The sequence below is a fragment of the Streptomyces sp. NPDC050738 genome, assembly GCF_040654175.1.
GTDB lineage: Bacteria > Actinomycetota > Actinomycetes > Streptomycetales > Streptomycetaceae > Streptomyces.
Genome location: NZ_JBFAHN010000007.1, coordinates 304,940 through 324,618, shown reverse-complemented (window position 1 = coordinate 324,618; position 19,679 = coordinate 304,940). Strand labels below are relative to the sequence as shown.

General features: G+C 69.6%; 12 protein-coding genes and 1 pseudogene. 6 read left to right on the top strand and 7 right to left on the bottom strand.

The features are described from left to right. Positions 1–18: 18 nt before the first annotated feature. Complete coding sequence (locus AB0H78_RS20585) at positions 19–879, top strand: SDR family oxidoreductase (RefSeq protein WP_363235918.1); 861 nt, start codon at positions 19–21, stop codon at positions 877–879. Here the strand turns inward: AB0H78_RS20585 and AB0H78_RS20580 are convergent. The 5 genes and pseudogenes from AB0H78_RS20580 to AB0H78_RS20560 all read right to left on the bottom strand — a co-directional run. Further along, positions 807–1,226, bottom strand: a pseudogene (locus AB0H78_RS20580) (GtrA family protein); the annotation flags it as partial. The gene AB0H78_RS20585 and the pseudogene AB0H78_RS20580 sit on opposite strands and share 73 nt — an antisense overlap. A 59-nt stretch (positions 1,227–1,285) precedes the next feature. Further along, positions 1,286–2,761 carry an SDR family NAD(P)-dependent oxidoreductase gene (locus tag AB0H78_RS20575; RefSeq protein ID WP_363235917.1) on the bottom strand — a complete coding sequence of 492 codons (1,476 nt, stop codon included), beginning with the start codon at positions 2,759–2,761 and terminating at the stop codon, positions 1,286–1,288. Positions 2,762–2,887: 126 nt separating this feature from the next. Then, positions 2,888–5,230 (bottom strand): GH92 family glycosyl hydrolase, encoded by a 2,343-nt coding sequence (locus AB0H78_RS20570; protein ID WP_363235916.1) that lies wholly within the window; start codon positions 5,228–5,230, stop codon positions 2,888–2,890. A gap of 55 nt (positions 5,231–5,285) precedes the next feature. Continuing rightward, positions 5,286–8,417, bottom strand: a complete 3,132-nt coding sequence (locus tag AB0H78_RS20565; protein WP_363235915.1) for a discoidin domain-containing protein — start codon at positions 8,415–8,417, stop codon at positions 5,286–5,288. Positions 8,418–8,559: 142 nt separating this feature from the next. Continuing rightward, positions 8,560–11,157, bottom strand: a complete 2,598-nt coding sequence (locus AB0H78_RS20560; RefSeq protein ID WP_363235914.1) for a PA14 domain-containing protein — start codon at positions 11,155–11,157, stop codon at positions 8,560–8,562. A gap of 133 nt (positions 11,158–11,290) precedes the next feature. Here AB0H78_RS20560 and AB0H78_RS20555 point away from each other — a divergent pair, with 133 nt between their 5' ends. From AB0H78_RS20555 to AB0H78_RS20535, 5 genes are all read left to right on the top strand, one after another. After that, a complete protein-coding gene (locus tag AB0H78_RS20555) occupies positions 11,291–12,304 on the top strand; it encodes a LacI family DNA-binding transcriptional regulator (protein ID WP_363235913.1) in 1,014 nt (337 codons plus the stop codon). A gap of 143 nt (positions 12,305–12,447) precedes the next feature. Beyond that, positions 12,448–13,542, top strand: coding sequence for an ABC transporter substrate-binding protein (locus AB0H78_RS20550; protein ID WP_363235912.1), 1,095 nt, complete (start codon positions 12,448–12,450; stop codon positions 13,540–13,542). A gap of 2 nt (positions 13,543–13,544) precedes the next feature. Then, the gene (locus AB0H78_RS20545; RefSeq protein ID WP_363235911.1) at positions 13,545–15,092 is read left to right on the top strand and encodes a sugar ABC transporter ATP-binding protein; all 1,548 of its coding nucleotides are present in this window, start codon (positions 13,545–13,547) and stop codon (positions 15,090–15,092) included. Continuing rightward, positions 15,085–16,047, top strand: coding sequence for an ABC transporter permease (locus AB0H78_RS20540; protein WP_363235910.1), 963 nt, complete (start codon positions 15,085–15,087; stop codon positions 16,045–16,047). The genes AB0H78_RS20545 and AB0H78_RS20540 overlap by 8 nt, the downstream gene beginning before the upstream one ends. 56 nt (positions 16,048–16,103) lie before the next feature. Beyond that, positions 16,104–17,069 carry an ABC transporter permease gene (locus tag AB0H78_RS20535; protein WP_363236066.1) on the top strand — a complete coding sequence of 322 codons (966 nt, stop codon included), beginning with the start codon at positions 16,104–16,106 and terminating at the stop codon, positions 17,067–17,069. Here the strand turns inward: AB0H78_RS20535 and glgC are convergent. Both glgC and glgA read right to left on the bottom strand, forming a co-directional pair. Then, positions 17,064–18,281: a glucose-1-phosphate adenylyltransferase gene (glgC, locus tag AB0H78_RS20530; RefSeq protein ID WP_363235909.1), complete on the bottom strand. Its 1,218-nt coding sequence runs from the start codon at positions 18,279–18,281 to the stop codon at positions 17,064–17,066. The two genes, AB0H78_RS20535 and glgC, sit on opposite strands and share 6 nt — an antisense overlap. Before the next feature lie 38 nt (positions 18,282–18,319). Then, positions 18,320–19,486: a glycogen synthase gene (gene glgA / locus AB0H78_RS20525; protein WP_363235908.1), complete on the bottom strand. Its 1,167-nt coding sequence runs from the start codon at positions 19,484–19,486 to the stop codon at positions 18,320–18,322. Between the last annotated feature and the right edge of the window lie 193 nt (positions 19,487–19,679).

The window sequence follows — 19,679 nt, the reverse complement described above, 5'->3', positions numbered from 1 at the left end:
CAGGGTTCTCACGCGCAGATGCCCCACCGACCGCTGGAGGGAAGGGCGGCCGTCGTCACTGGCGCATCGCGCGGTATCGGACGCGCCGTCGCCGAGTCGCTCGCGGCGGCGGGGGCGAGGGTCTGCATCACCGCGCGCGACCCCGACGGGGTGGCGCTGGCCGTACGTGAACTGACCGCCGCCGGAGCACAGGCGGTGGGGTGCGCGGGCTCGGTCGCCGATCCGGGGCACCTCGCGGAGTGCGTCGAGATGGCGGTGCGGGAGTTCGGAGCGGTCGACATCCTGGTCAACAACGCCGCCACCAACGCCCCGTTCGGCCCGCTGATGGACGCGGACCCGGAGCTCTGGCGCGAGGCGTTCACGGTGAACGTGGAGGCGGTGCTGCGGCTGACCCAGCTCGTGTGGCGTGCGGGGATGCGCGAGCGCGGCGGGGCGGTGGTCAACATCTGCACCGAGGGCACGCACGGCGTGGGGCCGCAGGTCGGTGCGTACGGGACGAGCAAGACGGCCCTGCTGCGGCTGACCCAGCAGCTCGCGGGGGAACTGGCCCCTGCGGTGCGGGTGAACTCCGTCTCGCCGGGGCTCGTACGTACCGAGATGGCGCGCTTCGTGTGGGAGGCGGCGGAGGAACAGATCGCCGCAGGGCTGCCGATGGGGCGGATCGGGGAGCCGGAGGATGTGGCACGGGCCGTGCTGTGGCTGGTTTCCGACGAGGCGCGGTGGGTGACGGGCACCGACCTGCTCGTGGACGGCGGGACCAGGGTGCGGGCGGCGAGTTCCGGGCCGTACGCCGTGCACGAGCGCTTGCGCGGCGCGAAGACGACCAGCCGCAGCACGACGAACCTGCCGACCCCGGCAAGCGCCGAGGCCGAGAGGTAGACCGCCTGCTCGCACAGGGCGCCGGGGGCCGGCCGCAGCGCGTGAAGGAGGAGCATCGCGCCGCTGGTGACGGCGTACGCCGCTGCGACCGTCGACCCGCACTGGAGGTGGTGGCGCCAGCCGCTGCGACGCGAGGCGAAGGTGAAGCGGCCGTGGAGTTCGGTGGCCAGGACGGTCGAGGCGACGGTGATCAGCGCGTTGGCGAGCGCCCACGGAATGCGGGAGCCGAGCAGCGCGAGGACGGCGCTGGAGGCGAGGCCGACCCCGCCGCCGCAGAGCACGTAGCGGACGAAGGTCGTGAACGGGCTTGCGGGGGCGGGGTGTTGGCGCGCTGCTGTGTGCGTCATAGCGGCAACCATACGGCTGTCTATGACGCTTGTATAGAGCGTTTGTCTAAGACGCTTGTTTACCAGTTGGCGGGGGCGTAGTCCTTGAGGAAGACGCTGTACAGGTCCTCGCCCGACTCGCCGCGCACGACCGGGTCGTAGACGCGGGCCGCGCCGTCGACCAGGTCGAGCGGGGCGTGGAAGCCCTCCTCGGCCAGGCGCAGCTTGTCGTGGTGCGGGCGCTCGTCGGTGATCCAGCCGGTGTCGACCGAGGTCATCAGGATCTTGTCGGTCTCGAACATCTCCTGGCCGCTGGTGCGGGTCACCATGTTCATCGCGGCCTTGGCGGCGTTGGTGTTCGGGTGCCCGGCACCCTTGTAGCCGCGGCTGAAGACGCCTTCCATGGCCGACACGTTCACCACGTAGGCACGGCCCTTCGGGGCCTTGGCCGCGGCCTCGGCCATCAGCGGGCGGAGGCGGCTGATCAGGATGAACGGCGCGGTGTAGTTGCAGAGTTGGGTCTCGAGCAGCTCGACCGGGGAGATCTGCTCGATGGACTGCACCCAGGTGTTGGTGTGGACGACGTCCGGGAGCAGACCGCCCGCGTCGATCGCGGTGCCGTCGTGGTGCTTGGCGATGGTGGCGTTGCCCGCGACCAGGGCGAGGTCGGCGACCTTCTGCGCGTCGAGACCGGAGGCAGCGATGGGCAGCGCGGCGAGGCCGTCCACCGCACCGGAGCCGAAGGCGCCGATGACGTGGTGCGGGGGGAGCTCGCCGGCGGGCAGCGGAGCGCTCTCGCCCTCGACCAGGGCGGCGTACGCGGAGGGCAGCCGGCGCACGGTCTGGGTGGCGTTGTTGATCAGGATGTCGAGGGGGCCCTCCTCGGTCATCCGGTCGGCGAGGGCCACCACCTGGCCCGGGTCGCGCAGGTCGATGCCGATGACCTCAAGGCGGTGGATCCAATCCGCGGAGTCCTCCATCGCCTTGAAGCGGCGGATGGCGTCCTTGGGGAAACGGGTGGTGATGGTGGTGTGCGCACCGTCACGCAGCAGGCGCAGCGCGATGTACATGCCGATCTTGGCGCGGCCGCCGGTGAGCAGGGCCCGCTTGCCGGTGAGGTCGACGCGGATGTCACGGCGGTAGCGGTTCTCGGCCGCACAGGGCTGGCAGAGCTGGTGGTAGAAGTAGTCGACCTCGACGAAGCGGGTCTTGCAGATGTAGCAGGACCGGGGCCGCTGCAGTATCCCCGCGATCCGGCCCGCGTCCGTGACGGAGCTGGGCAGGATGCCGGCCGTCTCGTCGTCGATGCGCTCGGCGGAGCCGGTGGCGGTGGCCTCGGTGACGGCCTTGTCGTTGGCCGTCTTGGCGGCCCTGCGGTCCTGGCGGCGGCGCTGCTTGACCGTGCGGTAGACACCGGCGGTGGCGCGGCGTACCGCGATGGCGTCCGGGTGGTCGACGTCGATCGTGTCGAGCTCGTCGAGCACGCTCAGGCAGAGGGCCAGCCGCTCGGGATCGATGCCGGGGCCGAAGTCCTGGCTGTCCTCTGTCACCGTCATCGTGCTTCCTCTGCCGTTCGTGCCGCATGCCGCTGCAGGCCCAAAACCTCGATTTTACGTAACGACCCGGCCAGGTACCAAAACGCCCGCCCCCTGGGCAGGGGGCGGGCGGTCCGGTGAAGGGGATCAGCCGATGGCGGGCGGGGCCGCCGAGGCGTCCGTACCCCAGTCCGAGGGCTTGTCGCCGACCCCGAAGGACAGGGTGCGGCCGGAGCGGATCTCGTCGGTGGTCAGGTACGTCTTCGCGTGGGCCTTGCCGTCCAGGGACGCCGACTGGATGTAGCGGTCGGTGTCCGTGGTGCCCGGCGCGGTGATCGTGAGCTTGCCGTGCGGGTAGTAGCGGCGGTCCAGCTTCAGGTCGACGCGCTCGAAGACGGGCGTCGACAGGCCCCAGGTGTCGGTGCCCGGCTGGACCGGGAAGACGCCGATGGAGGACAGGACGTTCCAGGCGGACATGGTGCCCAGGTCGTCATTGCCCGTCATGCCGGTGGGCGCGTCCGTGAAGAGCGTGAGCGCGGCGTGCACCACGTCGGTGGTCTTCCAGGGCTGGCCGGTGGAGAGGTAGGTGTACGGGGCGATCAGGTCGGGCTCGTTCTGCGGGTTGTACTTGTCGGCGTTGTAGTACGCGTACGGGCCGTTGACCCAGACCTCGCGTGCCGTCTTGGCCGGGTCGGCCAGGAGCTTGTCGTACGCGAAGAAGGAGTCGAGGCGCTGGTTGGCGGCGTCCTTGCCGCCGATGAGCGAGACCATGCCGGCCAGGTCCTGCGGGACCAGCCACTGGTACTGCCACGACGTGCCCTCGTGGAAGCCCTCGCTCAGCGCCGGGTCGGCCGGTCCGGTGAAGGCGCCCGACGCGTCGCGGGCCCGGAAGAAGCCGGTCGAGGGGTCGAAGATCTTGCGGTAGTTCTGGGCGCGGGCCGCATAGCGTGCCGCGTCGTCCTTGTGGCCGAGCTCGCCTGCCATCTGGCCGAGCATGGCGTCGGAGAGTGCGTACTCCAGGGTGGCCGACGCACCATGGTCGAAGTCCGAGTCGCCGGGCTTCACATGGGCGCGATCCTTGATGTAGGGCGCGTAACCGTCCTTGATGTACTGGACGTTGGCCTCGCGGCCCACGGCCGGGGAGTCGGCGGGCGGGACGCCGTCGGCGTTCTTCTTGAGCGCCTTGTACGCCTCCTCCTCGTACCCCTTGAGCAGGCCCTGCTGATAGGCGTTGGTGAGGAAGGGGGTGACGGGGTCACCGGTCATGATGTTCGTCTCGACCGTGCCGTAGCCCCACTTGGGCAGCCAGCCGCTCTCCTCGTCGATCTTGAGGACCGAGATGGCCATGTCGCGTGCCTCGCGCGGGGCGAGGAGGGACAGGAGCTGGGTCTGGGTGCGGTAGGTGTCCCAGAGCGACCAGTTCTGGTAGTACGCGAAGCCCTTGGCGCGGTGGATCTTCTGGTCCCAGCCGGTGTAACGGCCGTCGACGTCGCTGCCGACGTTGGGCGCGAGGAAGGAGCGGTACAGGGAGGAGTAGAAGGTGCGGCGGAGGGTCTCGCTGCCGCCCTTGGCCTGCACCTCGCCGAGCCGGCTCTCCCAGCTCGCCTGCGCGGCGCGGTAGGCGCGGTCGAAGGTCTTGCCGCCTTCGGCGTGCAGGTTGCCCGCGGCACCGCGGGCGTCGACGTAGCTGACGGCCGTGGTGGCCTCGACCGTGCGGTCCTTGGTGGTGTCGAAACGGACGAAGGCGCCGTTGCCGCCGGCCCCGGTGGAAGCCTTGGAGCCCTCGGTGACCTTGCCGTCCTTCCACGTGCCCGACGTGGTGAAGGGACGGTCGAAGCGGGTGACCGTGTAGAGCGTGTACGGCTTGGTGTCCTGGCAGAAGCCGCTGCCGGTGATGGCGGTGCGGATGGTGCGCGAGTCGAGCACCTCGACCGACGTGGAGACGGTCTTGTGCAGCGACTGGCCCGCATTCAGCAGGACGTTGGCCTTGTCGGTGGCCGGGAAGGTGTAGCGCTGGACACCGGTGCGCGCGGTCGCGGTCAGCTCGGCGGTGATGCCGGAGCCGAGGACGGCCTTGTAGTAGCCGGGGCTCGCCTTCTCGGTGTCGTGGCTGAAGGTGGCGGCGTACTTGGAGTTGTCGGTCTCCGTGATGTCCCCGGTGGTGGGCAGGGTCGGCAGATCGCCGCCGAGTCCGCAGCCGACGCCGGAGATGTGGATGCTGGAGAAGCCGCGGATGTGTGTGTCGGCGTGGTCGTAGCCGGTGTTGTGGCCGGTGTCCGGGGAGAGCTGGACCATGCCGAAAGGAACGGCGGCACCCGGGTAGGTGTTGCCCTCGTTCTCCGTGCCGATGAACGGGTTGACCAGATCGGTCAGTTGCTCGCCGTCGTGCTGCCCATTCGCCTGGGCCGCGGGTGCGGCGAGGACTCCGCCGAGGAGCGCGGCGGCGACGACTGCCGTCGCCGTGCCGCGCAGCCGTTGGGTCCACTGCATGGGTGAAGACCTCCTGGAATTCGGTGACTTCGTGGTGCGGATGATCTTTGTAGGGTCAGGTGAGGCCGAGGGAGACGACGCGGGCGTCTCCTTCTCGCCAGTGCGGTACGGCGAGCGCCACGTATCGCGCGCTTGCGTCGGTCGTCAGCGAGGAGCGGCGCGAGAGGGTGCCGGCCGTCTCGTAGGTGCGGCCGTCGGTGCTGAACTCGATCTGGGCGGACGGGACATGGCCGCCGGTCCACTCCACGCGCACCCCGTCGACCTGGCGCACGGATCCCAGGTCGACGACCATCCGGCCGCCGGGGCCCGGGGTCCAGGAGGTCCGGGCGTCGCCGTCGACCGCGGCCGCCGGGGCGGTCATTCCGGCCGGGAGCGGCGTGGTGGGGAAGGTGGCGCGGCCCAGTGCGACGTCCGTGAGCGGGTGCGGTGTCACACCCTTCAGCCGTACGTCCTGGGCGCGTCCGGAGCGCAGCGAGACCTGCGCGGTGCGCCCGTTCGGGGCGGTGACGGTGAGCCGGCAGGAGGGTCCGGTCAGCTGGACGGTGCTCGCGTCCGTGACCTCCGCGCGGAGTCCGGCGGGCAGCCGTCCTCCGTTGCTTGCGCGCAGGGTGAGCCGGGGCGGGAGCAGAAGGGCCTGTACGGCTTCGGTCCGCGCGTGGAAGTCGGTGCCCGTGGGGGTAACGGTCTGCTCGCCCTCGTACAGCCGTACCTCCCTGGCGTCCTGGGAGATGCTCACGGTGGTGTCGACCGGGCCGTCGGAGAGGTTGAAGAGGCTGAGGTGGTCGTCGGCCGTGCTGGCGCGCAGCGCCGGGTGTCCGCAGGTGGGGGCCTTTCGGGCCGCCGCGGCACGGGTGCGGGCGGCGTCCGCGGAGGGGTGTCCCTCGACGAGCAGCGCGGCGGCCGGTCCGTCGGACAGGACGACGGTGTCGTCGTACACGGCGATCGGGTGGACGCCACCGCGTACGACGAGGCCCGCCCTGCCGTCCACGGAGATCCAGCCACCGGTGGAGGTGAGCCGGGGGTGCGGATAGCGGGCGAGCTCGGTCCAGGTCTGCCCGTCGGCCGAGCCCTGGACGGCGTATGCCTTTCCGGCGGCGGACTCCCAGCGCAGGGTGACCCGGTCGAACTGCCGTGACGCTCCGAGGTCCAGCGTGAGGCTGCTGTCGGCGCGGGGGCGGTCCGCCTTGGAGACCGCCCAGCGAGTGACGGGGTCTCCGTCGATGGCGAAGGGGGCTTCCTTGCCGGTGTCGGCGGAGGAGGCGGTCGCTGTGGCCGTACGCGCCAGGTCGGTTCCTTCGGCGCCGTCGCGGACCTCGAAGGCGTAGAGGGAGTAGCCGTAGGTGGCGGCGGGAGTGACGCCCAGCATCCGGACGTAGCGGAACTCGGCCCGGTCCAGGGACAGTTCGTCGGTCCGTGCGCCGGTGGGGGCGGTGCCACCGGTGTCCTTGGCGGGCACGGTCGTGGCGCCTTCGGCGGTCGTGTACGTACGGGACCCGGTGAGTCCTGCGATGCCCGGCATGGTGAGGTTGCGCACCTCGATGTGGCCCTCCCCCGTGCCGGTGCCCGAGGTGGCGTAGACGACCGCGCCCGAGGGCAGAGTGGTCATCCCCGCGTAGCCGGTGTCCAGTGCCAGCAAGCTCGCGCTGCCGTCGAAGCCGTCGCGCACCGCGCTGTAGGTGGTGGTGCGGCGGGTGGTCACCTTGCCGTTGGAGGCGGGGAGGAACATCGGGGTGTGGCCGCTGAGGGCGAACAGCCAGTCGTCGTGGGCGGGCTGCCAGGCGAACTTGACGAAGCCGGGCTTGGTGACGGTGGCCGCCCAGGCGCCGGGCGACTGGTGGGCGAGGATGCCAGGCCCTGTGCCGAAGTCCTTTGTGCCGCTTGCCCGTTCAAAGAGTGCTTGAGAGGTGAGCGGCTGCACCGGGGAGCCCTGGCGGGCCCGCCACTCGTGCAGCAGATAGCTGATGGCGATCTCGGCACGGGCCTCGGGCTCGTACTTGGGCTCGCCGGAGAACTTCGCCATCCTGTGCACCGGCGGGTACGCCTGGTAGGCCTCGAGCCGCTCCGCGAGGGCGACTTCGGCGCGGGCCGCGGCCCGGTCGCCGAGGACCTGGGCGAGGAAGGCGAGGGGGATGACGTCGCGGCCGTAGAGGTGTTCGCGGTCCTCGACCATGGGCATCAGCGGCTCGCCCGCGTCGCTCATCATCATGAGCAGGGTGTCCCAGAGCGGCCCGGCGTTCGGCTGGTGCGTGAGGACCTCGGGGAGCGGACGGTCCGCGGTGATGAAGTGGGCGGAGTTCCGGCCCGAGGTGCGCCAGAGTTCTTCCTGGTAATGCGGGCCGAAGGACAGGTGGTTCTCGACGATGAAGGTGTCGTAGAGGTTCTGCGCGGTGTTGTCGCTGACCGGAACGCCGTCCACCAAGGCAGGGTTGGCGAGGTCCGCGGCCGGGAGGCCGGCTTCGTTGCGGCTCCAGCGGCCGAAGGCTGAGCGCCAGTCGGTCTGTTCGGGGTGATCGGAGGCCCAGGCGATTCCGAGGGCGAGGGACTGGGCGTAGACGCCCATCTCCTCCAGCTTGGTGTCGCCCTGGAATCCGCCGGTGGCACCGTTCGGGGACCAGCCGCCCGAGGCCGGGTCGTCGCCGGTGCCCAGCGAGGTGGTGAACCGTGCCTGCTCGACGGCTATGGCTTCGACATTGCGCCGCGTGGTCGCGTCGAGCTCGTCCCACAGCAGCCTGGCCGCGAGGACGAAGTACGACTGGAACGTCGTGTCGAAGAAGAGCTTCTTGCCCCATTCCGTTCCACCGGTGAGGCGGTTGGAGGCGGCGAAGTGCCGGAGCGTGGCGAGCGTACGCGTGCGCAGAGTCTCCTTGTCGACTCCGGCCGCCTCCGCGTCGTACGCGCCCCGGGTGAGGAGCACCGCGTTGCCGAGGACGACCGCGAAGCCGAAGTCGGTCGCGGTGTAGTGACCGGCCGCCGCGTTCCACTGCGTCTCGGACCAGCGGGTGTGGTCGAGCAGGACGCGGTAGTAGGTGGCGGCGACATCGTCCGGGGCCGCCGAGGTGGCCTCGGTCGTACGGGGGGCTGCGGCGGCCGTACCCGCGATGGCCGCGGGGGTTGCCACGAGGGCGGCGGAGAGGCCGAGAAGCTGGGCGAACCGGCGCCGGCTCAGCTCGGACGAGTGGTGCGACACGCTGGGTCGTTCCCTTCGACTGCGATCTAGACAACGTTGTCAGAATCGCGATCATTGTTGATTCCTGGCGCGCCCCCGTCAAGGGCTGCGGCGGGGGCATTCCGGCCCGCCCGGGGAGGGGCGGGCCGGAATGCCGTACCGGTCAGGCCGCCGGGCACCCTGCGGGGGACGCCTGCGACGCATCGCGGATCAGGGCGGACTGGGCCGCCTTCAGCCGCTGGACATCGGGCTTGACGATCTTCCTGTCGTAGGTCATCAGCCCGTTCAACTCGCCTTCCACATCGGAGATCTGGGTGTAGACGGCGCCGTTGCTGCCCTTGCAGGCCAGGGCTCGGACCTCGTCGAGATGGCGCAGATAGTCGTCGGTGTAGGTCGAGGGATCGACATCGACGTAGCTCTGCTGCACCGCCCAGGCATGCCCGGGGAAGGCGAGGCCGAGTCCGCCGTACTCACCGCTGACCAGGGCCCGTTCGCCGTCCGGCTGGTGGAGCGCCGGACTGGGATAGCCGTGTTCGTCGGAGATGTCACCGGTGCCGCCGTCGGCCCCCAGGTTGAGGCCCGACATGCTGTTGACCAGCCGGGTCGGGTCCCAGGCCTTGGCCTGGTCGGCGATGCGGGCCATGTCGTACTGCCCCCAGCCCTCGTTGAAGGTCACCCACATGACCACCGAGGGGTGGCTGGAGTGTTCGTCGATCATCTCCTTCATCTCGTGCTCGTACTCGGTGCGCGCGGCCTGCGAGGGGTTGGCCCCCGCGTCCATCGCCGGCATGTCCTGCCAGACCATGAGGCCCAGCTTGTCCGCCCAGTAGAACCAGCGGTCGGGCTCGACCTTGATGTGCTTGCGCACCGAGTTGAAGCCCATCGCCTTGTGCATCTTCAGGTCGTACGCGAGCGCCTCGTCGGTCGGCGCCGTGTAGAGACCGTCCGGCCAGAACCCCTGGTCGAGGGTGGCCATCATGAAGGTGGGCTTGCCGTTGAGGACGGTGCGCGGGGTGCCGTTCACCTTCTCCACGGCGATGGACCGCATCCCGAAGTAGCTGCCCACCTGGTCGGATCCGACCGTGACCTTCAGCTGGTAGAGGTGCGGATCGTCGGCGGTCCACAGATGCGGGTTGCGTACGGGCAGGCTCAGCGCGCCGCCGGTGCGGCCGGTGACCGTGGAGACCTTGCGCTTGCCGTCGTACGCGGTCGCCGTGACCGGGACGCCGTCGCGCACTCCGCGCACCTCGACGGCGAGCTTCTGGCCCGGGACGTCGGGGGTGAGCTTGAGGTCGGCGGCGTGATCGGCGGCCACCGGCTCCATCCACACGGTCTGCCAGATGCCCGAGGTCGGGGTGTACCAGATGCCACTGGGGTCCAGGCGCTGCTTGCCCATGGGCGGGTTCTCGCCGGTCGCGGAGTCGGTCGGGTCGTAGACGCCGACGATCAGCTCCTGGGTGCGGCCCGGCTTCAGCGCGTCGGTGATGTCGGCGCTGAACTTGTCGTAGCCGCCCTTGTGTTCGGCGACCTTCTTCCCGTTGACGTACACCTCGGACTGCCAGTCGACCGCGCCGAAGTTCAGCTGGAGGCGCTTGCCGTCGCCGACCTTCCAGCCCTGGGGCACGGTGAAGGTCCTGCGGTACCACATGCGGTCCTCATGGCGTTCGACGCCGGAGAGCTGGGACTCCACGGGGTACGGGACGAGGATCTTCTCGCCGAGCTGCTTGCCGACCGGGGGCTGCTCCCCCGCCGCGGCGGCCGCGAACTGCCAGGAGCCGTTGAGGTTCTGCCAGTTGTCGCGGGTGAGCTGGGGCCGCGGGTATTCGGGCAGGGCGTTCTTCGGGCCCACCTGGTCCGCCCACTTGGTGCTCAGTTCGTAGCGCGAGTGGTTGGGTCCGCTGGACCAGAAGGCCCCGACCGCCTTGCCGTTCTCGCCGGTCAGAGCGCCGTTGCCGTCGTAGCGGATGTCGGCGAGACCTGTCGCGTCGCCCGCCTTGTTGCCGACGACCGGCTCTTTGAGCGCGACGGTGAGGCTGCGCGGGTCCTCGGGGTCGGCCTTGACCGCGCCGAGGGGCCACGTCGCGCCGCCGATGACCGCGTTCAGGTGCGCCACGAGGTCGGCCGGGGGTGCGGCGAGCTTCTGGGCGAAGTCGAGCTTGAGGGTGCGGCCGTCCGCCTGGACGGTGGAGGCGATGGCTCCGTCGTAGGCGTACCCGTCGGGCAACAGGAACGCGGACTGGGGCACGGGCACCTTGGTGCCGCCCGGCTCGGTCCACCGCAGGTGGAGGTTGGAGCCGCCGAAGTGCTCGAAGTACTCGATCTTGAGGTCGTAGGCCTTGCCCGCGGTCAACTCGATGGGCTCGGAGGTCTGTTCCTTGTCCCAGTCGTCGACCCAGTGGTCGATGACCGGCTTTCCGTCGACCCAGACGCGGAAGCCGTTGTCCCCGGACATGGACAACGTTGTCGCGCCGGACTTCTCCGGGACGATCTTTCCCGTCCAGCGGACGTTGACGTCGTCGTTCTGCCCGGTGGCGGAGGTGAGTCGGGACTCCAGCGAGGGGAAGTCGATGGACGGGTCGAAGCCGGTGGCCTTGAGCTGGGCGAAATCGAAGGCACCGGGTGCGGACTGGGTGTAGTACTCGCCCTTCAGGCCGTGCACGGCCACAGGGTCGTCGGCGGCCGACGCGGCAGGCACGGCGGACAGCCCGGCGACGCCGAGGCCGGCGGCGAGGAGTAGGGCCAGTTTGCTTCTGATGCGCACGGATCCTCCTTGGTGAGGAAGGGTGGCGGCTCGTTGCAACAGTCTGTACAACGTTGGAAGGAACGGCAGTTGGCATGACAGCACGACTCCGGTTCGGCTGTCCAGGTGCATGACACATCACAGGGGAGAGTCAGTGGGGGTCAGCCTCAAGGACGTCGCCGAGCACGCGGGCGTCTCGATCAAGACCGTCTCGAACGTCGTGAACAACTATCAGCACGTGACCCCGGCCATGCGGACCAAAGTCCAGGCGGCGATCGACGAGCTCGGTTACGTACCGAATCTGACCGCCCGCCACCTGCGCAAAGGCCGGACCGGCATCCTCGCGCTCGCGGTCCCCGAGCTCGGCAACCCGTACTTCGCCGAGCTCGCCGGCGCCGTCGTCGACGCGGCCGCGGAGCACGACTACACCGTGCTGCTCGACCACACCCGGGGCGAACGGGCCCGCGAGGTCCTGGTGAGCCAGGGGTTCCGCGCCCGGGTGATCGACGGGCTGATCCTCAGCCCGATCGAACTGGAGGCGGAGGATCTGCGCAGCCGCGACCACGACGCGCCGCTGGTGCTGCTCGGCGAGCGCGAGTACGACCTGCCGTTCGATCACATCGCCATCGACAACGTCGCGGCCTCCCGGATCGCGGTACGGCACCTGATCGGCCTCGGCCGCACCCGGATCGCCTTCCTGGGCGCGCGCACCGACCGCAGCAACCGCCCGGCGCATCTGCGCCTGCGCGGCTGGCGCGAGGAGCTGACCGCAGCCGGACTGCCGGCGCCCGACGCCCTGGTGGCGCCGACGAGCGGCTGGGACCGCGGGGACGGTGCGGAGGCGATGGCGCGGCTGCTGGAGTCCGGGCAGCGCCCGGACGCGGTTTTCGCGTACAACGACCTGGTCGCGATCGGGGCGATGCGCGTGCTCTCCGAACGGGGGCTGCGGGTGCCGTGGGACGTGGCGGTGGTGGGGTTCGACGACATCGCCGAGGGGCAGTTCGGAGCCGTGACACTGACCACGATCTCCCCGGACAAGCAGTCGATCGCGCGGCTCGCCGTCGAGTCGGTGCTGCGGCGTCTGCAGAGCCCCGGGCCCACCGGCGGACGTGAACTGGCCGCCGAATTCAGGCTGCTGGAACGGGAGAGCACTCTGGGGCGCAGGTGAAGGCCGGTCGGCTCCAACCCTGACGCGGGGGGTTTACAGCGTCCTTCCAACGATGTAAAAAGTGCCCCGGAACGCCGAGTTGACTCATCTTGGCCCGTCTCCCGTGTGCCTCGGCCACGGGTCAGTGCAGATCTGGGGACGCCATGAAGCCGACCGCTCTTCGTCGAAACACCACCACCAGGACCCTCGTGGCCGTAAGCCTCGCCGCCGGCCTCGCGCTGGCGGCGGGCTGCTCCAAGTCCGAGGACTCGGGCTCGGACAGCCCCAGCGCCTCGGACACCGCCGATGCCGGCCAGAAGGTCGCCACCCCGTCCGGCGACGCCAAGAGCTGCACCATCGACCAGTTCGGTGGCGCCAAGCTCGACATCAAGGGCGCCACCATCGGTTTCTCGCAGTCCGAGAAGGAGGCCAATCCGTTCCGTATCGCGGAGACCGCCTCCATCAAGGCCGAAGCCTCCAAGCGCGGCCTCAAGCTGCTGACCGCCAACGCCCAGTCGCAGTTCTCGAAGCAGATCAGCGACGTCCAGGATCTGATGGCCAAGGGTGCGAACCTGCTGGTCATAGCCCCGCTCAACTCCGACGGCTGGGGTCCCGTACTGCGCACCGCCGCCGCCAAGCACATCCCGATCATCACCGTCGACCGCAAGATCAACGCCGCCGCCTGCAAGGACTACGTCAGCTTCATCGGCTCCGACTTCATCTCGCAGGGCAAGCGCGCCGCCGACCAGATGATCACGGCGACGGGCGGCAAGGGAGAGATCGCGATCCTGCTCGGCGCGGCCGGCAACAACGTCACCACCGAGCGCACCAAGGGCTTCAAGGACGAGATCGCCGCGAAGGCACCCGGCCTGAAGGTCGTCTTCGAGCAGACCGGTGAATTCGCCCGCGAGAAGGGCCAGTCGGTCACCGAGCAGCTCATCCAGTCCAAGCCCGGCATCACCGGGATCTACGCGGAGAACGACGAGATGGGCCTCGGCGCGGTCAACGCGCTCAAGGGCGCCGGCAAGAAGGCCGGGGACGTCAAGATCGTCACCGTCGACGGCACCCGCAATGCCGTACAGGGCATCGTGGACGGCTGGATCAGCGGCGTCGTCGAGTCCAACCCGCGCTTCGGACCGCTGGCCTTCCAGACCCTCGACGACTTCACCAAGGGCACGAAGGTCTCCCAGGACATCGTCATCCAGGACTCCGAGTACTCCAAGGACAACGCCAAGGCCGACCTGGGCAAGGCGTACTGAGCATGCTCTCCGTCTCCGGACTGACCAAGGTCTTCCCCGGCGCCCGTGCGCTCGACGGGGTCGACTTCACCGCCGAGCCCGGTGAGGTCCATGCCCTGATCGGCGAGAACGGCGCCGGGAAGTCCACGCTCATCAAGGTACTGACCGGGGTCTACCGTCCGGACGAGGGAGAGGTGACGTACCAGGGGAAGCCGGTCCGCTTCGCCACCCCTCTCGACGCTCAGCACGCCGGGATCTCCACCATCTACCAGGAGGTGAACCTGGTCCCGCTGATGAGCGTGGCCCGCAATCTCTTCCTGGGCCGCGAACCGCACAACAGGCTCGGCCTGATCGACTTCCGCCGGATGCACCGCGAGGCCGACGAGGCCCTGCGGACGCTGGGAGTTCGCGTCGATGTACGGCGGCCGCTGCGCTCGCTGGGCATCGGAGCGCAGCAGATGGTGGCACTGGCCCGCGCGGTCTCGGTCGACGCGCGGGTCGTCATCATGGACGAGCCGACGTCCTCCCTCGAACCACGGGAGGTGCAGACCCTGTTCGGAGTGATCCGGATGCTGCGCGAGCGCGGCATCGCGGTGATCTACGTCAGCCACCGGCTCGAGGAGCTGTACGAGATCTGCGACGCGGTCACCGTGCTGCGCGACGGCAAGGTGGTGCACACCGGCCGGATCGCGGGACTCGAGCGGCTGCGGCTGGTGTCGCTGATGCTCGGCCGCGAGATGAGCGAGGTGCGGAGCGAAGGCGTCACCAAATTCACCGGGGATCACGACATGGGTGATCAACCCGTGCTCCGGGCACAGAATTTGACGTTGCGTCACACCTTGCACGACGTGTCGCTGTCCATCCGCCCCGGCGAGGTGGTGGGTCTCGGCGGCCTGCTCGGCTCCGGCCGCAGCGAGACGGCGAAGGCCATCGCCGGAGCGCTGCCGCCCGACTCCGGCACGGTGAGCGTCGCGGGCGCCGCCGTCCGTACCGGATCGACCCCCGCGGCGATCCGGGCCGGCATCAGCCTGCTCCCGGAGGACCGCAAGGCGGAGGGCATCGTGCCCGGGCTCTCGGTGCGCGAGAACATCGCGCTGGCAGCCCTGCCCGGGCTCTCCCGATTCGGCCTGGTGGACGAGAAACGCATCGACCGGATCGTGGAGACCTTCATGAAACGCCTGCGCATCAAGGCGTCGGGCCCGCACCAGAAGGTCGGTGAACTCTCCGGCGGCAACCAGCAGAAGGTACTGCTCGCCCGCTGGCTGGCGATGCAGCCGAAGGTACTGCTGCTCGACGAGCCGACCCGGGGCATCGACGTCGGGGCCAAGGCCGAAGTGCAGCGCCTCATCGACGAACTCGCCGAGGACGGACTGGCCGTGCTGCTGATCTCCTCCGACCCCGAGGAACTGATCGAGGGCTCGGACCGTGTGGTCGTCCTCAAGGACGGAGCCGTCGTCGCGGAGCTCAACGGCGACGGTGTCACCGAGGACGCGCTGCTCCAGGCGATCGCCGCGGAGAGCCCGAAGGTGTCGGACCCCGCCAAGGCCCCGAAGGGAGGAACCCATGACTGACCTCGCGATCCGACGCGAACACCTGGACAAGGCACGTCTGTTGACGTGGCTTCAGGAGTACGGCGTGTACGCGGGCGTGGCCGTGCTGATCCTGGTGAACATCGCGTTCACCCCGCTCTTCCTGTCCACCGAGAACTTCCGGACGCAGGCCGTGCAGGTCGCGCCCGTCATCATCGTGGCGCTCGGCATGGCCCTGGCCATCGGCAGCGAAGGCGTCGACCTCTCGGTCGGCTCGGTGATGGCGCTCTCCACCTCGCTCGTCTCCCTCTACCTGGGATACGGGGTGTGGGTCGCCCTGATCGTCGCCCTGATCGGCGGGGCGGTCGTCGGCGTGGCCAACGGCGCGCTGATCTCCTTCATCGGCGTCCAGCCCATCGTCGCGACACTGGCGCTGATGGTGGCGGTGCGGGGCGTCGCCCAGGTGCTGCTCCCCCAGCTCAAGGACATCCGCGACCCGTCCATGGCGTCGCTCGGCTCGGGCGCGGTGCTAGGGATCCCGTATCTCGTGCTGATCGCGGCGGCCCTCGCGCTGGTGGTGGGCTTCACCGTGCGCCGTACGACGTTCGGCAGGCAGCTCCTGGCCATCGGCGACAGCCGGCCCGCCGCCCAGCTCGCGGGGCTTCCCGTACGCAGGGTGCGGATCCTGGTGTACGTCGCCTCCGGTGTCCTCGCCGCCATCGCGGGATTCCTGGCCTCCGCCAGGCTGGGGGCGAGCGACCCGACCTCGCTCGGCTCGCTCATGGAGCTCTCCGCGATCACCGCTGTGGTGGTCGGCGGCACGCCGCTGAGCGGCGGCCGGGTACGGATCGGCGGGACCGTGGCGGGTGCCGTCCTCATCCAGCTGCTCACCGCCACACTCATCAAGCACGATGTGAAGCCCTCCTCGACGCAGATCGCCCAGGCCGTGGTGATCGTGCTCGCGGTGTACGCGGCACGGGAACGAGGGAAGCGGTGACCGCCGTGCAGACCGTGGAGAACACGTCGCCGAATCCGAAGACCGACGAGGAGCCCCTGGGCTCCACCAGGGCCGAGCGGCTCAGCGGGCTCGCCCAGCAGCACGGCGCGCTGGTCACGCTCGTGGTGGCGGTGATCGCCGCCTCGCTGTCCTTCGACTCCTTCTTCACCACGGGCAATTTCTCCAACATGGCGGTCTCGTCCGCCTTTCCGGCGGTCGTCGCGCTGGGAATGACCTTCGTCATCATCACCGGGGGGATCGATCTCTCGGTCGGATCGGTCTTCGCGCTCGGTGGTGTGCTCGCCGCGTGGGGCTCGCAGTACGGGACGCTCGTCGCGCTCCTGCTGCCGCTGGCGGTGTGCGGAGCGATCGGGCTGATCAACGGACTGCTGATCGCACGGGCGCGGCTCGCGCCGTTCATCGTGACGCTCGCCTCGCTGCTCGCCGCGCGCGGCATTCTGCTGGCCATCACCAACGAGGGCGCGACCACGTATCTGGTCGACCAGGACTCGGTCTTCGCCCGCATCGGCAGGGACAAGTTCCTGGGCCTCGAAGTGCCCTTCTGGATCACCGTCGTCCTCTTCGTCCTGGGCGCCGTGGTGCTCAGGCGCACCCGGTTCGGCCAGTACGTGTACGCGGTCGGCGGGAACGAGGACGCGGCGGCGCTGATGGGCGCGCCCGTTGCCCGTACGACTACCTCCGTGTACGCGCTCTCCGGTCTCTGCGCCGGACTGGCAGGCGCCCTCAACGCCGCCTATCTGGCCTCCGGAGTCACCATTCTGGGCGTCGGCATGGAGCTGGACGCGATCTCCGCGGTCGTGATCGGCGGCACGCTGCTGTCGGGGGGCTTCGGCTTCATCAGCGGTTCGCTCGTCGGCGTACTCCTCCTGAAGGTGATCCAGAACGTCATCAACCAGATCGGGTCGCTCAGCTCCGCCTACCAGCAGGTCGTCAGCGGCGCCTTCCTCGCGGTCGTCGTCGTCGCACAGACCTATCTCGCCCGCAGGCGCCGGATGCTATGAGACGAACTGGCCCTTGCCGAGCGCGATGACACCGTTCTTCGAGACGGTGTAGAGCTCCTGGTCCCGTTCGGGGTTGACGCCTATCGTCGCCCCGGGCGGGACGTCGACGTTCTTGTCGAGGATCGCGTTGCGTACGACCGCCCCTCTGCCGACGCGCACGCCGTGGTGCAGTACGGAGCCCTGGACCACGGCACCCTGCTCGACGATCACCCCGGGTGAGAGCACGGAGCCGGTGACCTGGCCACGGATGACGCAGCCCGCGCTGACGATCGACTCGCCCGCGATGCCGCCGGAGACGAAGCGGGCCGGGGCCTGCTGTTCCGAGTGCGTGTACATGGGCCAGCGCCGGTTGTAGAGGCTGAACAGCGGCTGCTCGGAGATGAGGTCCATGTGGGCTTCGTAGTAGCTGTCGAGTGAGCCCACGTCGCGCCAGTAGCCGTGCTCGCGCGGGGTCTCGCCCGGTACGTGGTTCTCGTCGAAGTCGTAGACCTGTGCCACGCCGCGCCCGGTGAGCATCGGAAGGATGGAGCCGCCCATGTCGTGGACGGAGTTCTCGTCCTCGGAGTCCTGGTGGAGGGCGTCCAGTAAGACCTTGGTGGAGAAGAGGTAGTTGCCCATGGAGGCGAACACCTTGTCGCGGTGGCCGGGCAGCCCGGGCGGATCGGCCGGCTTCTCCAGGAACCGCTCGACGCGCGTGCCGTCCGATGCGGGGGTGATGATGCCGAAGGAGGACGCCTCGGCGCGCGGGACCTTGATGCCGGCGACGGTGACGCCCGCGCCGCTCTCGATGTGGCGCTCCAGCATCTGCCGGGCGTCCATGCGGTAGACGTGGTCGGCCCCGAACACCGCGATGTAGTCGGGCTGTTCGTCGTGGACGAGGTTGAGGGACTGCAGGATCGCGTCCGCGCTGCCCAGGTACCAGCGCGGGCCCAGACGCTGCTGGGCCGGGACCGGGGTGACGTAGTTGCCCAACAGGCTGGACATCCGCCAGGTGGTGGTGACATGACGGTCCAGCGAGTGCGATTTGTACTGGGTCAGCACGCAGATCCGCAGGATGTCGGCGTTGACGAGGTTCGACAGGACGAAGTCGACGAGCCGGTAGGTCCCGCCGAAGGTCACCGCCGGTTTCGCCCGGTCCGCGGTCAGCGGCAGCAGCCGCTTGCCCTCTCCTCCCGCCAGTACGATCCCGAGCACCGAAGGTCCACCGCGCATGGCTGCTCCCCCTGCTTGGCCTTGCCCTGCTACGACTGTTACGACTGCGACTTGACGATCTCCTCGTACACCTCGAGCGTGCGCCGGGCGACCATGTCCCAGCCGAACTCCCGCACGGCCCGCTCGCGTCCCGCCTCGCCCATCCGCTGGGCCGCAGACCGGTCGGCGAGCAGCCGGTTGAGCGCGGCGGCCAGGCCCGCCTCGAAGGCCTCCGGGTCGTCCGCTCCGTACGGTACGAGCAGGCCGGTGCGGCCGTCGGCGACGACCTCGGGGATGCCGCCGACCGCCGAGGCGACGACGGCCGTGCCGCAGGCCATCGCCTCCAGGTTGACGATGCCCAGCGGTTCGTAGACGGAGGGACAGACGAACACCGCTGCCCTGCTGAGGAGTTGGATGATGTCGGGGCGCGGCAGCATGTCGGAGATCCAGTGGACGCCGTCGCGGGTGCGGCTCAGTTCGTCGACGAGCGTACGGAACTCCCGCTCGATCTCCGGGGTGTCGGGGGCCCCGGCGCAGAGCACCAGCTGGGCCGCCGGGTCGAGCCGGCGTGCGGCGCGCAGCAGGTGCGGGACGCCCTTCTGGCGGGTGATGCGGCCGACGAAGAGAACGAAGGGGCGGTCGGGGTCGATTCCGGTGCGGTGCAGGACGTCGACGCCGGGGGCCGGTCGGTAGAGGCGGGTGTCGATGCCGTTGTGGACGACGCGCACCCTGGCCGGGTCGAGCTGCGGGTAGCAGGCGACGATGTCGTCGCGCATCCCGTGCGAGACGGCGATGACGGCGTCGGCGGATTCGATGGCGGTGCGCTCGGCCCAGCCGGAGAGTGCGTAGCCGCCGCCGAGTTGCTCGGCCTTCCAGGGGCGCAGGGGTTCCAGCGAATGAGCCGTCATGACATGCGGGATGCCGTAGAGCAGTTTGGCGAGGTGGCCGGCGAGGTTGGCGTACCAGGTGTGGGAGTGGACCAGTTCGCGGCCTTCGAGTGCGGCTGCGATGGAGAGGTCCACCGAGAAGGTGCGCAGCGCGTCATTGGCACCGTCGAGCGCCTCGCAGGCCCGGTGGCGCAACACACCGTTCGACGCGCCGTCACCCCAGGAGTGGACCTCGAGGTCGGCGAGGGCGCGCAGTTCGCGGGCGAGGAACTCCACATGGACACCGGCCCCGCCGTAGACATCCGGAGGGTACTCCCGGGTCAGCAGACCGACCTTCACGCCCGTCCCCCTGACGTCGCCAGTGACCGAATGTCCCTCGATGGTCACCCACTTGGGGCCGTGGGGGAAGAGCGCGGCAGAGCACGGTCCCTTTTCACTTGAAGGTGGGGTTTTGGCAGAGATTCGGCACGTCTGTGGCTCCTGAGCCGTTCCCTGACCGGGTGAGGTCCCGAACACGCAGAGCGTTTCTCGC